Here is a 14,135-nt window from a genome sequence, read left to right on the forward strand (position 1 = left end):
CGCGTCCGGGAACGGCGAAGGCCCCAACGCGAAAGGCCCGGCTCACCCCGTCGTCACGGCCCCCTGCGGGTGGGGGGCGGTGGCGACCGAGTCGATCCGGGCCAGGACGTCGTCCGCGCCGTACGGCTGGAGGTAGGGCAGCCACCGCGGGTCGCGGTGGCCGGTTCCGATGATCCGCCAGGCCAGACCGGTCGGCGGGGCGGGTTGGTGCCGCAGCCGCCAGCCCAGCTCGCGCAGGTGCCGGTCGGCCTTGACGTGGTTGCAGCGGCGGCAGGCCGCCACCACGTTCTCCCAGGCGTGCGTCCCCCCGCGGCTGCGCGGAATGACGTGGTCGACGCTGGTTGCGACGCCACCGCAGTACACGCAGCGTCCGCCGTCACGGGCGAACAGGGCTCTGCGGGTCAGAGGAACGGGCCCCCGGTAGGGGACCCGCACGAACCGTTTGAGCCGCACCACACTGGGCGCGGCGATGACACGGCTCTCGCTGTGCAGGAAGGCGCCGGACTCCTCGAGGCACAGGGCCTTGTTCTCCAGGACGAGGACGAGCGCGCGGCGGAGCGGTACGACGCCGAGCGGCTCGTACGACGCGTTGAGGACCAGGACGTGCGGCACGGATGCCTCCTATGACGCCGGCGGCGCGTGGCTCGCGCCGGGACGAAACTGCTCTCAGTCTCTCCTCATGCCTGGCCGCTGCGCCACCACGTGAGGGTCATGGCCCCGGGGTGTTCTCGACCACATCGGCACGCAACCGGGAGTCTTCCCCGGCCGCGCTCCGTCTTCCCCTCTGCACACGTCGTCCGGGGGACCGCCCGTCCCCCGTTAGTGTGGATGAATTGCGAACGCCTTCCTGGAGGTCCCCCGTGCTCCCCGTGTCCTGGTCCGCCGCCCCGCGCGCAGCCGACGACCCGACGCAAGTACCGGTGACGCTCGACGAGGCGGCCGAGAAGGCCACGAACGCGGCCGGCTGGGTGGAACAGAACTGGTCCACCTGGCTGAACACCGGTCTGAAGATCCTGCTCATCCTGGTCGTGGCCTTCACCCTGCGGATGCTGGTCAGGAAGGCGCTGACCAAGCTGATCGACCGGATGAACCGGTCGGCGCAGGCGGTGGAGGGCACCGCCCTGGGCGGTCTGCTGGTCAACGCCGAGCGGCGCCGGCAGCGCTCGGAGGCGATCGGCTCGGTGCTGCGCTCGGTGGCCTCGTTCCTGATCCTGGGCACGGCCGGGCTGATGATCCTGGGCGCCTTCAAGATCGACCTGGCGCCGCTGCTCGCCTCCGCCGGTGTGGCGGGCGTGGCGATCGGTTTCGGCGCGCGCAACCTCGTCACGGACTTCCTCTCGGGCGTCTTCATGATCCTTGAGGACCAGTACGGCGTGGGTGACTCGGTCGACGCGGGCGTGGCGTCCGGCGAGGTGATCGAGGTCGGTCTGCGGGTGACGAAGCTGCGCGGGGTCGACGGCGAGATCTGGTACGTCCGCAACGGCGAGATCAAGCGGATCGGCAACCTCAGCCAGGGCTGGGCGACGGCTGCGGTGGACGTGACGGTCCGCCCGACGGAGGACCTGGACCGGGTGCGCGAGGTCATCCTCGAGGCGGCCGAGGCGATGTCCAAGGAAGAGCCGTGGAACGAGCGGTTGTGGGGCCCGGTGGAGGTCCTGGGCCTGACCGAGGTGCTGCTCGACTCGATGACGGTCCGGGTCTCGGCGAAGACGATGCCGGGCAAGAAGCTGGGTGTGGAGCGCGAGCTGCGCTGGCGGATCAAGCGCGCCCTGGACGCGGCGGGCATCCGTATCGTCGGCGGCGTCCCGCCGCAGACGGAGGACGCCTCGTCCGCCGACCCGACGGCCGGCATGGCCGCACCGTCGGCCTTCGCCTCTCCGGCCTCCCCGCAGTCGGCGGCGGCCACGCCGCTGCCGAAGCCGGACCTGAACAAGTAGGTCCTCCCGTTACGTGTGAGGGGCGCCCCGCCGGTGAGCGGCGGGGCGCCCTTCGTCGTACGGCCGCCGTCCCTTCGTCGTACGGGCCGCCGAATCGGGGGCGGCGTCCCGGTGTCTTCGGCCGAAGAGGGGCCGGGATCGTGGCGGCCGGGGGTGCCCGGCCGGGAGGATGCCGGTCATGGCCGTCGACAAGGACCTTCTTCCCGCACGTGCCGCGCAGGCGGGCCCGCGGGCCTTCTGCGCGGGGGCGGCCGTCGGCGTGCTCGGCGGGATGATCGGCCTCGGCGGGGCGGAGTTCCGCCTCCCGCTGCTGATCGGCGTCTTCGGCTTCGCCGCCCTGTCCGCCGTGATCCTCAACAAGGCGATGAGCCTGGTCGTGGTCCTGGTCGCGCTGCCCGCCCGCATGGCGGCGGTGCCCGCCTCCGAGCTCGCCGCGCACTGGCCCGTCGCGGTCAACCTGCTCGCGGGCAGCCTGGCGGGCGCCTGGGCGGGGGCCTCCTGGGCGGTACGGATGCGGGGCGCGACCCTGTACAAGGTGCTGGCCGCGCTGATGGTGCTGATGGCGGGCGCCCTGGTCTTCACGCACAGCACGACGGTGGCGGCGCTCGCGCTGCCCGCGTGGGCGCAGGTGACGTGCGGGGTCACGGCCGGCTTCGGCATCGGGGTGGTCGCGGCGATCATGGGCGTGGCCGGGGGCGAACTGCTGATCCCCACGATCGTGCTGCTGTTCGCGGTCGACGTGAAGACGGCGGGCAGCCTCTCCCTGCTGGTCTCCCTGCCGACCATGCTGGTGGCCTTCGCCCGCTACAGCCGCGACGGCAGCTTCGCGGTCCTGTCCGCCCACCGCCGCTTCGCCGCCGTGCTGACGGCCGGCTCGATCACCGGCGCGCTGCTGGGCGGCCTCCTCGTCGGCGCCGTCCCGGACGCGGTGCTGGTCCCGGCCCTGGCCCTGATTCTCCTGGCCTCGGCGGCGAAGGTGGCCCGGCACGCCTGACCGCTGCGCGGGCACGGGCACGGGCCCGGCGGACCTGCTCGTCACGCGCGACGGCCCCGCGAGTCCGGGACCCGGGCGCCGCGCGGGGACGTGAGCCGCGTAGCCGCCGCCCTCCTGGGTATTGACGGCCCGCTGACCTCCGTCTTACCTTCCTCCCAGCCCAATAGGAAACTTTCCTAACAGTGCAGCTCGGCAGCGAGGCAGGTGGCGCGTCCATGGCCGGTACGACCCCGGGAACCCCCGGGACCCCTGGAACTCCGGCGACCCCCGGTACCCCCCGCGTGCTGCGGGCCATGAACGACCGGGCCGCGCTCGATCTGCTGCTGGCGCACGGGCCGCTGTCGCGGACCCGGATCGGGAAGCTCACCGGGCTCTCCAAGCCGACCGCCTCGCAGCTGCTCGCCCGGTTGGAGGCGGCCGGGCTCGTCGTCGCCACCGGCACCACCGAGGGGCGGCCGGGGCCCAACGCGCAGTTGTACGGGGTGAATCCCCGGGCCGCCCACGCCGCCGGGCTCGACGTCAGCCCCGAGCGGATCCACGCGGCCGTCGCCGACATCACCGGCGAGGTGGTCGGCGAGTTCCGGCTGCCGACGCCCGGGCGGGGCGCCGACGACGTGGTGCGGCAGGTGGTCGACGCCCTCGACGGGGCCGTCAAGGACGCCGGGCTCGCCCTCGGAGACGTACACCGCCTCGTCATCGGCACCCCCGGCGCCTTCGACCCGGCGACCGGGCGGCTGCGCTACGCCTCCCACCTGCCCGGCTGGCACTCCCCCACCCTCCTGGAGGAGCTGGCCTTCGCCCTGCCCATGCCGTTCGAGTACGAGAACGACGTCAACCTCGTCGCCCTCGCCGAACAGCGCCTCGGCGCCGCGAGCGGCCACGAGGACTTCGTCCTGCTGTGGAACGAGTCCGGCCTCGGCGCCGCCCTCGTCCTCGGCGGCCGGCTGCACCGCGGTTTCACCGGCGGCGCCGGCGAGGTCGGCTTCCTGCCCGTGCCCGGCACCCCGCTCGTCCGGCAGGTCGCCAAGGCCAACTCCGGCGGCTTCCAGGAGCTCGCCGGGGTGCAGTCCGTCCCCCGGATCGCCAAGGCCGTCGGGATCCGCACGGCCGAGCAGCCGTACGTGGAGGTCGCGGCCCGGCTGCTCACCGAGGCCGCCGAACGCCACGCCGAGGACGAGCGCCACGCCCGCCTCCTCGACGTCTACGCGGAACGGCTCGCCACCGGGCTCGCGGCCCTCGTCGCCGTACTCGATCCGGAACTGATCGTGCTGTCCGGCTCCGCGATCACCTCCGGCGGGGAGCCGCTGCGCGCCCGCGTCCAGGCCCAGCTCGCCGATCTCGCCGCCTCCCGGCCCCGGCTCGTGCTCGCCGCCGTCGACCGGCACCCCGTGCTGCGCGGCGCGCTCGAATCCGCCCTCGCCGCCACCCGCGACGAGGTCTTCGACACCTCCCGATAAGCCGGAACCCACCCGCCCCGCCCCGCCCCGTCTTCCTCCCCCACCCCGTCTTCCTCCCCCACCCCACCCGTCCCAGGGAGAACCCGTCATGTCCGCACGCCACCGCAGGCTCGCCGCCGCCGTCGCCGCGACCGCCTCCCTCGCCCTGTTCACCTCCGCCTGTACCGGCTCCGCCAACAACGGCGCGACCGACGACCCCAAGGCCGACACCCGGATCACCTTCTGGCACGGCTGGTCCGCCCCCTCCGAGGTGAAGGCCATCAACGACAGCGTCAAACGCTTCGAGAAGGCGCACCCCAACATCAAGGTCGACGTCGTCGGCAACATCAACGACGACAAACTCAACCAGGCGCTGCGCACCGGCGGTTCCAAGGGCCCCGACGTGGTGTCGTCCTTCACCACGTCCAACGTCGGCAAGTTCTGCTCCTCGGGCGCCTTCGCCGACCTCGGCCCGTTCATCGAGAAGTCGAAGCTGGACCTCGGAAAGATCATCCCGAAGACCCTGCTCGACTACACCCAGTTCGAGGGCAAGCGGTGCGCGATGCCGCTGCTCACCGACGCCTACGGCCTCTACTACAACAAGGACGCCTTCAAGAAGGCCGGACTCGACCCCGAGAAGCCCCCGAGGACCTACTCCGAGCTCCTCGCCACCGCCAAGAAGCTCACCCGGGCCAAGGGCGACGGCTACGAGCAGCTCGGTTTCATGCCGAACTACCACGGCTACGAGACCACCACCGAGCACTACCTGGGCAGTTGGGGCCCCACGTACTTCGACGCGAACGGGAAGTCCGCCGTCGCCTCCGACCCGGCGTTCGCCGAGATGATGACCGTCCAGAAGAAGATGGTCGACGAGCTCGGCGGCTACGCGAAGCTGGAGAAGTACCGCACCACCTTCGGCGACGAGTGGGGCGCCAAGCATCCCTTCCACACCGGCCAGGTCGCCATGCAGCTGGACGGCGAGTGGCGGCTCGGCATGGCCACCGACGCCAAGGTGCCCTTCGAGATCGGCGTCGCCCCGATGCCCGTACCGGACGGCCGGGCCGCCGAGTACGGCAAGGGCTTCCTGTCCGGCACGATCATGGGCATCGCCCCGCAGAGCCGGAAGCAGAACGCCGCCTGGGAACTGGTCAAGTTCATGACCACGGACACCGAGGCCGTCGTCGCCTTCGCCAACGGCATCCGCAACGTGCCCTCCACCTTCGAGGCGCTGAAGTCGCCGGACCTGAAGGTCGACCCCCGCTTCAAGACCTTCCTCGACATCGCCCAGCACCCGAAGTCCAACACCCCGGCCGGCGCGGTCAACGGCGCGGCCTACCTCAACACGATCCAGGACTTCGCCCTCCAGTACGAGAAGGGCGCGGTCACCGACCTCAAGGCCGGTCTGGAGAAGACCGCTCGGCAGATCGACACCGACATCGCCAAGGCGAAGTGACGGCATGGGCGCGATCACCCTCCGGTCGAAGCGCCGCCGCGCGGCGCTGCGGACGGCGGCCTTCCTGTCGCCGTGGCTGATCGGCTTCGGCGTCTTCTTCGCCTACCCGATGGCCTCGACCGTCTACTTCTCCTTCACGCACTACGACGGCTTCGGCGCCCCCTCCTTCAACGGCCTGGACAACTGGACGTACGTCTTCTCCGACTACCCCATGTTCTGGCCCGCGCTGCGCAACACCCTGTGGCTGGTGGTCGTGATGGTGACCTGCCGGGTCGTCTTCGGACTCGGCGTCGGCCTGCTCATCACGAAGATCAAGACGGGCGCGGGAATCTTCCGCACGCTGTTCTACCTGCCCTACCTGGCGCCGCCGGTGGCGGCGACCCTCGCCTTCGTCTTCCTGCTCAACCCCGGCACCGGCCCGGTCAACTCGGTCCTCGAAGGGCTCGGCGTCCCCGCCCCCGCCTGGTTCACCGACGCCGCCTGGTCCAAGCCCGCGCTCACCATGCTCGCGGTGTGGGGCGTCGGCGACCTCATGGTCATCTTCATGGCCGCGCTGCTCGACGTGCCGAAGGAGCAGTACGAGGCCGCCGAGCTGGACGGGGCCTCGGCACTCCAGCGCTTTCGCTACGTGACCCTGCCGAACATCTCGCCGATCGTGCTGTTCGCCGTGGTCACCGGCGTCATCCAGGCCATGCAGTACTACACGCAGCCGCTGGTGGCCGGAAAGGTCGCCTCCGGTGTGATCGGCGGCTCGGGGCAGCAGTTCGAGCCCGGATACCCGGACAAGTCCACGCTGACCCTGCCGCAGCTCGTCTACAACCTCGGCTTCCAGCGCTTCGACTACGGCGCGGCCTGCGCCACCGCCCTCGTCCTCTTCGCCCTGGCCATGCTCTTCACCGGGCTGCTCATGCGCCGCCGCGGCGGTCTCGTCCAGGCGGGTGACCGACCTTGAGCCAGCTCCTCGACACCCCGAAGGTCCCGGCCGCCGCCCCCGCCCCCGGGGGTACGCCGGCCGCCCGGACCGCCCGCCGCAAGGCGGTCCTGCACTGGATCGCGGTGCACTCGCTCGGCGTCGCCGCCGCGCTGTTCTTCGTGCTGCCGTTCGTCTTCGTGCTGCTCACCTCGCTGATGAGCGACCAGCAGGCCCTCACCCGCGACCTCACCCCGGACACCTGGGAGTGGGGCAACTACGTCCGCGTCTTCGAGACGCCGGGCTTCCTCACCTGGTGGCGCAACACCCTGCTGTACGCGGGGCTCGGCACGGTCCTGACCGTGCTGTCCTCGATACCGGTGGCGTACGCGCTGGCCAGGTTCCGCTTCCGCGGCAGCCGGCTCGCGCTGATGCTGGTCGTCTCCATGATGATGCTGCCGCCGCAGGTCGTGATCATCCCGATGTACCTGTTCTGGGCCAAGCAGCTGGACCTGTCCGGCACGCTGTGGCCGCTGATCGTCCCGATGGCCTTCGGCGACGCGTTCTCCATCTTCCTGCTGCGCCAGTTCCTGCTGACCATCCCGAACGAGTACCTCGACGCGGCCCGCGTCGACGGCTGCGGCGAACTGCGCACCCTCGTCAGGGTCGTCCTGCCGATGGCGAAGCCGGGCATCGCGGCCGTCGCGCTCTTCCAGTTCTTCGCCGCGTGGAACGACTACTTCGGGCCGCAGATCTACGCCTCCGAGAACCCGGCCGCCTGGACCCTGAGCTACGGCCTGGAGTCCTTCAAGGGCGCGCACCACACCGACTGGAATCTGACCATGGCCGCGACCGTCCTGGTCATGGCCCCCGTGATCCTCGTCTTCTTCTTCGCCCAGAAGGCATTCGTCGAGGGCGTCACACTGACCGGAGTGAAGGGCTGACTGATCGTATGAAGCTCGCTGTCGTGGGGGGCGGCTCCACCTACACCCCCGAACTGATCGACGGATTCGCGCGGCTGCGCGCGACCCTGCCCCTCACCGAACTCGTCCTCGTCGACCCGGCCGCCGAACGGCTCGACCTGGTCGGCGGCCTCGCCCGGCGGATCTTCGCCAAGCAGGGCCACGACGGAAGGATCGTCACCACCTCCGACCTCGACGCGGCCGTCGACGGCGCCGACGCCGTCCTGCTCCAGCTGCGCGTCGGCGGTCAGGCCGCCCGCGAGCGGGACGAGACCTGGCCGCTGGAGTGCGGCTGCGTCGGCCAGGAGACCACCGGCGCGGGCGGCCTCGCCAAGGCGCTGCGCACGGTCCCGGTGGTCCTCGACATCGCCGAGCGGGTCCGCCGCGCCAACCCGGACGCCTGGATCATCGACTTCACCAACCCCGTCGGCATCGTCACCCGGGCGCTGCTCCAGGCCGGCCACAAGGCCGTCGGCCTGTGCAACGTGGCCATCGGCTTCCAGCGGAAGTTCGCCGCCCTGCTCGGCGTGGCCCCGGCCGACGTCCACCTCGACCACGTCGGGCTCAACCACCTGACGTGGGAGACGGGCGTACGGCTCGGCGGCCCGGAGGGCGAGAACGTGCTGCCGCGGCTGCTCGCCGAGCACGGCGACGCCCTCGCCGACGACCTGCGCCTGCCGCGCTCCCTGGTGGACCGGCTCGGTGTCGTCCCCTCGTACTACCTGCGCTACTTCTACGTCCACGACGCCGTCGTGGACGAGCTGCGCACCAAGCCGTCGCGGGCGGCCGAGGTCGCCGCGATGGAGAAGGAGCTCCTGGAGATGTACGGGGATCCGGCGCTCGACGAGAAGCCGGCGCTGCTCGCGAAGCGCGGCGGCGCCTTCTACTCGGAGGCGGCCGTGGACCTGGCGGCCTCGCTGCTCGGCGGGGGCGGCTCGCCGTACCAGGTGGTGAACACGTACAACAACGGCACGCTGCCGTTCCTCCCCGACGACGCCGTGATCGAGGTGCAGGCGGCGGTCGGCCGCGGCGGTGCCTCGCCACTGCCGGTCGCGCCGCTCGACCCGCTGTACGCCGGGCTGATCGCCAATGTCACCGCGTACGAGGACCTGGCCCTGGAGGCGGCGCTGCGCGGCGGGCGCGACCGGGTGTTCAAGGCGCTGCTCGCGCACCCGCTGGTGGGGCAGTACGGGTACGCGGACGGGCTCACCGACCGGCTGATCGCGCACAACCGGGAGCACCTGGCGTGGGCGTGAACGGAGCGCTGCTGGCGGTCGACGCGGGGAACAGCAAGACCGACGTCGCGGTCCTCGCCCGGGACGGCCGTGTCCTGGGCGAGGCGCGCGGCGGCGGGTTCCAGCCGCCGGTGGTGGGGGTGGAGACGGCGGTCGACCGGCTCGCGGAGATCGTCGGCCGGGCGTGGGAGGCGGCCGGCGGCGGCGGGCTGCCGCCCCGGTTCGCCTATGTCGTGGCCTGTCTCGCCAACGCCGATCTGGCCGTGGAGGAGGAGAGGTTGAAGGCCGCCCTGGAGGCGCGCGCCTGGAGCCGTTCGGTGCAGGTCCGCAACGACACCTTCGCCCTCCTGCGGGCCGGGATCGACGAGCCGCGGGGTGTGGCCGTGGTGTGCGGGGCCGGGATCAACTGCGTCGGCATGACGCCGGACGGGCGGACCGCGCGTTTCCCGGCGATCGGGAAGATCTCCGGCGACTGGGGCGGCGGCGGGGGCCTGGCCGAGGAGGCGCTGTGGTGGGCCGCGCGCGCCGAGGACGGCCGGGGCGAGCCGACCGCGCTCGCCCGCACCCTGCCCGGACACTTCGGCCTTCCCACCATGTACGCGCTGATCGAGGCGCTGCACCTGGGGCGGATCCCGGCGGTGCGCAGGCACGAACTGGCGCCGGTGCTGTTCCGTACGGCCGCGGAGGGTGACCCGGTGGCCCGGGCGCTGGTCGACCGGCAGGCCGAGGAGGTCGTGGCGATGGCCTCGGTCGCCCTCGGGCGGCTCGGGCTGCTCGACGAGGCGGCGCCGGTGGTCCTCGGCGGCAGCGTGCTGGCCGCGCGGCACCCGCTTCTCGACGGCAAGATCGCCGAACTGCTCGCCGTGAAGGCGCCGAAGGCGCAGGTCCGGGTGGTGACCGCGCCGCCGGTGCTGGGCGCCGGGCTGCTCGCGCTCGACGCGTGGGGCGAGCCCGGCCCGGAGGCGGCGGCCCGGCTGCGGGAGCACTACGAGGCGGCCTGAGTCGTCGGACGGGCTGGGTGCGGGGCGTCCCTCACGGGGCGCCCCGCACGCATGTTCACCCGATCGAGGAGGTTCGAAGGTGGAACCGATTTCGGCCGCGCGACGTATTCAGAGTGAAGGGGTTGATGGGGGGTTCGCCTGCGGAAGCGACGGAGGCATGGGGCACGATAGGAACAAGATCGCGTCATTTCCGGTGTACGGGACGGGCACTGCGGCCATACTGCTGGCCGGGTAGTCGTCCGCCGTCCCACCGCGAGGACGGGTCGACGTCTCAGACCGAGGGGGAGGTCACGTGACATACCCGCCGAACGCGCCCGCCGCCTCGGCGGCGCAGGGCACCACCGGCGCGCCCGCGCGGCCGGTTTCCGGCGTGCCCGCGCAGCCGTCGGCGCCCGGGGCCGTTCCACCGCCCGCGGCGCCCGGCGCCTGGGCGGAGGGCCGGGAGATCCTGCGCCGCGCCGCCACGACCGAGCCCGGCCGGCTGCGGATCCTGGGGGCCGTCCTGGCCCTCCTCGTGGTCGCCTTCGGGGCCGTCACGGCCTTCGAGGTCGCCGACCGTGCCGCGTTCGCGGACGACGTGGTGGGCCGCAGCCAGCCGCTGAGCGCCGACGCCGCCGACATCTACCGCTCCCTCGCCGACGCGGACGCCACCGCCGCGAGCGGCTTCCTCGCCGGGCCGCAGGAGTCCGCTCAGATCCGCAAGCGGTACACGGACGACATCACCACCGCCTCCCGACTGCTCGTCAGGGCCGCCGCCAGCACGGACGCCGACGGCGAGTCGGCCCGCGAGATCGCCACGCTGAGCGAGCACCTGCCGCGCTACACGGGCCTGATCGAGCGGGCCCGCGCCGCCAACCGGCAGGGCCTGCCGCTCGGTGGCGCCTACCTGCGCTACGCGAACCAGACGATGACGCAGGCGCTGCTGCCGGCCGCCGAGCGGCTGTACGCGGCGGAGACCGAGCGGCTGCGCCAGGACGAGGACGAGGCCCGCGCCTGGCCGTTCCTGTCGCTCGCCCTCGGAGTGCTGGCCCTGGCCGTCCTGGTGTGGGCCCAGCGCCGCAACTACGCGATGACCAACCGGGTGTTCAACCGCGGACTGCTCGCCGCGACCGCGGCCTGTGCGACCGCCCTGCTGTGGCTGCTCGCCGGACACGGCCTGGCCAGGGCCGGTCTGAACGACGCCAGGGCGCACGGCCAGGAGTCCCTCCAGGTGCTCAACGAGGCCCGGATCAGCTCCCTGAAGGCCCGCGCCAACGAGAACTTGACCGTGGTCGCGCGTGGCGCCGTCCTCACCGAGGACGGCAAGCAGGACAAGTACGAGGCCGACTACGCGAGCAGCGCGGCCGCCCTGACCGCCGCCCTCGACAAGGCACGGCGGCTCGCCGACGACGAGGCGGGGCGCGCCCCGCTCACCGAGGCCGCGGCCCGCACCGGCGAATGGCGCCAGCGCCACCGGCAGGCCCGGGAGCTGGACGACGCGGGCGACTTCACCGGCGCCATGAACCGGATCATCGGCAGCTCGCAGTCGACCGGCCAGTCCTTCGACCAGGTCGACGCGGCCCTCGGCCGGGCCCTGGACCACGAGCAGGACGAGTTCACCCGCGCCGCCGAGAAGGGCCGGGACGCGCTGTCCGGCCTGCCGCTCGGAGCGGCCGCGCTGGGCGTGCTCGCCGCGGCGGGCGCCGTGACGGGCATCAACCGCAGACTGTCGGAGTACCGGTGAGAGGGGGCGGGATGCCGGACGGCGTCGAGCGGACGAACGGTACGGGCCGGATGCCGGGCCCGGTGCCAGACCCTGTGACGCCCGGCGGGCCCCGCACCCGGCGGCTCGCCGGACGGCTGCGGGGCTGGGGCGGTGTGGGCGCCATGGCCGTGGCCTGCGCCCTGACGGCCTCGCTCGCCCTGGTCGCGCTGCCGCGCACCGCCGCCGACGAGGGCGGGAGCGGCGGCTCGGGCCCCGGTGTGGGCCGGGGCGTGCAGATCAGCGCGGACAGCGCCGAGACCTGCCGCGACCCCGAGGCCTCGCTGCGCCCGTCGAGCGCCGACGGCCCCGCGGTGACCCGGATCAAGAACCGCGGCAAGCTCGTGGTGGGCGTGGACCAGTCCAGCTACAAGTGGGGCTTTCGCACCCCGCCCACCGTCACCCGGCTGCCCGACGGCACGGTGAAGGAGGAGCCGGGACGTCTGGAGGGCTTCGACATCGACCTGGCGAAGGCCATCGCCAAGGCGATCCTGGGCTCGGAGGACGCCGTCATCTTCCGCACGATCCCGACCAACCAGCGCATCGCCGCGCTGGAGAGCGGCAAGGTCGACCTCGTCGTGCGGACGATGACGATCAACTGCAAGCGCATCCAGCAGGTCGCCTTCTCCACCGCCTACTTCGAGGTCGGGCAGCAGGTCCTCGCCCCCAAGTCCTCGCCCGTCACCGGCTACGACGCCTCGCTGAGCGGCAAGCGGGTGTGCACGGCCGAGGGCTCGACGGCGTACGAGGCCCTGGAGGAGAAGTCCTTCGGCGCCGTCTTCAAGGAGGCGGGCGACGGCACCAAGGACGACCCGGACCTGCTGACCGTGCCCAACCAGCTGGACTGTCTGGCCCGGCTCCAGATGGGCGAGGTCGACGCGGTCGTCACCGACAACGCGCTGGCCGCCGGGCAGGCCGCCCAGGACCCGGCCGTCGAGCTCAAGGGCAGCCGGTTCACCACCGAGTACTACGGCGTGGCGGTGAAGCTCGGCAACGAGGACCTGGTGCGCCGGGTCAACCAGGTCCTCGTGCAGTACCGGCAGGGCCCCTGGCAGGCGGCGTACGCGAAGTGGCTGAAGGCGGACCTGCCCGGCATCGCCGGGCCGCCCGCCCCCAAGTACAAGCAGTGACGAAAGAGGTGATCGATGGGCGTCGCGGGACCCCCCGGGCCGGTGATGGACCGGGACGAGGTGGACCGTGCGCTGGCGCGGCTCGGCGCGGAGCACAAGGCGGTCGAGGACTCGCTCCTCGCGCTCCAGGACCACGCGGGCCGAAGGCTGCTCGAAGGCGCCGAGCTGACCGGCACGACCCGGGACCGCTGGCAGGCCACCGAGCGGACGATCACCCTGCTGTGGACGTACTTCGACGCCTACACGGCCGCGCTGCACGACGCCCGTGAGGTGCGGTCCCGGCGGCGCTGGCCGGGCCGCGAGGAGCTGGCGGAGCTGACCGACCGGCTGCGCGGCGAGAGCGTGCACGTGTCGGGCGGGGCGAGCGAGCAGGCCCGGCTCGCCGAGCGGTTCACCCTGGACGGGCTCGTGCGGCGGATGAACGAGCTGTACGCGGCCTCGCTCGACGTGGTCGTCACCGCCGACGCCGTGTGGTCGGCGCTGCCCGCGCGGATAGACCTGCTCGCCGCCGAGCTGGGCCGGACGCGGTCGCTCGCGCACTCGGTCGGCGTGCGGCCCGGGGAGCATCCGGCCGGGGACGAGCTGGAGGCCATCACGGCCGAGCTGGCCGCGCTGCGCGCCCAGGTCGTGTCCGATCCGCTGGCCTTCTGGCGGCCCGCCGAGGGCAGTTCGGCCCCCGGTGGCGGCCGCCCGGACACCACGCGCTACGACACGGCGGCCCGCGCCCTGGAGGACGTCCGGCGGGAGATCGAGGCGGTGCTCCAGGTCCGGCAGGACGCGGAGGACCGGCTGCTGCGGCTGCGGGACGTGCTGTCGCGGGCGGACCGCACGCTCGCCGAGGCGCGGGCGGCCCGGGGCGAGGTCCTCGCGAAGATCGCCGCCTCCGAGGTGCCGGCCGTCAGCGGACCGCCGACGGCGCTCCATGAACGGCTCGCGACGGCCGCGGAGTACCGCAGGCACGCCCAGTGGCACCGGCTCTCGCCGCTCCTGGACGCCCTGGAGCGGGAGGCGGAGGACGAACTGCTGCGGGCCCGCGAGTCGTTGACGGCGGTGACCGCGCCGCTGGCGGTCCGCGCCGAGCTGCGCGGCCGGCTCGACGCGTACAAGGCGAAGGTGGCCCGGCTCGGCGCGGCGGAGGACCCGCTGCTGATCGAGCGGTACGACACGGCCCGCCGGATGCTGTGGAGCGCCCCGTGCGATCTGCGGGCCGCCGAGCAGGCGGTGCTGCGCTACCAGCAGGCGGCGGCGGAGACGCTGTCCGGGCCGAGGGACGGCAGGGGGAGTCAGTGGTGAGCGGGGAGTCCCGAGTGGGCAGCTGTCAGCGTCCGTCGTGCGA

12 protein-coding genes are annotated in these 14,135 nt (G+C 72.9%); 11 read left to right on the forward strand and 1 reads right to left on the reverse strand.

The window, feature by feature from the left end; genetic code table 11:
- Positions 1-42: 42 nt before the first annotated feature.
- A complete protein-coding gene (locus ABTZ91_RS05710) occupies positions 43-612 on the reverse strand; it encodes an HNH endonuclease (protein WP_352075853.1) in 570 nt (189 codons plus the stop codon).
- A gap of 257 nt (positions 613-869) precedes the next feature.
- On the opposite strand from ABTZ91_RS05710, the gene ABTZ91_RS05715 reads away from it, so the two are divergent.
- The 11 genes from ABTZ91_RS05715 (at position 870) to ABTZ91_RS05765 (ending at position 14,092) form a co-directional block, all read left to right on the forward strand.
- Positions 870-1,937 (forward strand): mechanosensitive ion channel family protein, encoded by a 1,068-nt coding sequence (locus tag ABTZ91_RS05715; RefSeq protein WP_352076043.1) that lies wholly within the window; start codon positions 870-872, stop codon positions 1,935-1,937.
- A 178-nt stretch (positions 1,938-2,115) separates the two neighbouring features.
- Positions 2,116-2,931, forward strand: coding sequence for a sulfite exporter TauE/SafE family protein (locus ABTZ91_RS05720; RefSeq protein WP_352075854.1), 816 nt, complete (start codon positions 2,116-2,118; stop codon positions 2,929-2,931).
- Between the two features lie 215 nt (positions 2,932-3,146).
- Entirely contained in the window at positions 3,147-4,388 is a 1,242-nt protein-coding gene (locus ABTZ91_RS05725; protein ID WP_352075855.1) for an ROK family transcriptional regulator, read from the forward strand.
- A gap of 88 nt (positions 4,389-4,476) precedes the next feature.
- The gene (locus ABTZ91_RS05730) at positions 4,477-5,820 is read left to right on the forward strand and encodes an ABC transporter substrate-binding protein (RefSeq protein ID WP_352075856.1); all 1,344 of its coding nucleotides are present in this window, start codon (positions 4,477-4,479) and stop codon (positions 5,818-5,820) included.
- A 4-nt stretch (positions 5,821-5,824) separates the two neighbouring features.
- Positions 5,825-6,772 carry a sugar ABC transporter permease gene (locus ABTZ91_RS05735; protein WP_352075857.1) on the forward strand — a complete coding sequence of 316 codons (948 nt, stop codon included), beginning with the start codon at positions 5,825-5,827 and terminating at the stop codon, positions 6,770-6,772.
- A complete protein-coding gene (locus ABTZ91_RS05740; protein ID WP_352075858.1) occupies positions 6,769-7,674 on the forward strand; it encodes a carbohydrate ABC transporter permease in 906 nt (301 codons plus the stop codon). Before ABTZ91_RS05735 ends, ABTZ91_RS05740 begins: the two co-directional genes overlap by 4 nt.
- A gap of 8 nt (positions 7,675-7,682) precedes the next feature.
- On the forward strand, positions 7,683-8,948 hold the full coding sequence (locus ABTZ91_RS05745; protein WP_352075859.1) for a 6-phospho-beta-glucosidase: 1,266 nt from the start codon (positions 7,683-7,685) through the stop codon (positions 8,946-8,948).
- Positions 8,939-9,928, forward strand: coding sequence for a BadF/BadG/BcrA/BcrD ATPase family protein (locus ABTZ91_RS05750; protein ID WP_352075860.1), 990 nt, complete (start codon positions 8,939-8,941; stop codon positions 9,926-9,928). The genes ABTZ91_RS05745 and ABTZ91_RS05750 overlap by 10 nt, the downstream gene beginning before the upstream one ends.
- Before the next feature lie 292 nt (positions 9,929-10,220).
- Positions 10,221-11,651 carry a hypothetical protein gene (locus ABTZ91_RS05755; RefSeq protein ID WP_407077897.1) on the forward strand — a complete coding sequence of 477 codons (1,431 nt, stop codon included), beginning with the start codon at positions 10,221-10,223 and terminating at the stop codon, positions 11,649-11,651.
- Between the two features lie 50 nt (positions 11,652-11,701).
- On the forward strand, positions 11,702-12,799 hold the full coding sequence (locus ABTZ91_RS05760; RefSeq protein ID WP_407077905.1) for a glutamate ABC transporter substrate-binding protein: 1,098 nt from the start codon (positions 11,702-11,704) through the stop codon (positions 12,797-12,799).
- 15 nt (positions 12,800-12,814) lie between these two features.
- The gene (locus tag ABTZ91_RS05765) at positions 12,815-14,092 is read left to right on the forward strand and encodes a hypothetical protein (protein ID WP_352075862.1); all 1,278 of its coding nucleotides are present in this window, start codon (positions 12,815-12,817) and stop codon (positions 14,090-14,092) included.
- The last annotated feature ends 43 nt before the right edge of the window (positions 14,093-14,135 follow it).

The organism is Streptomyces sp. NPDC126499, from assembly GCF_040302485.1.
Classification (GTDB): Bacteria; Actinomycetota; Actinomycetes; order Streptomycetales; family Streptomycetaceae; genus Streptomyces.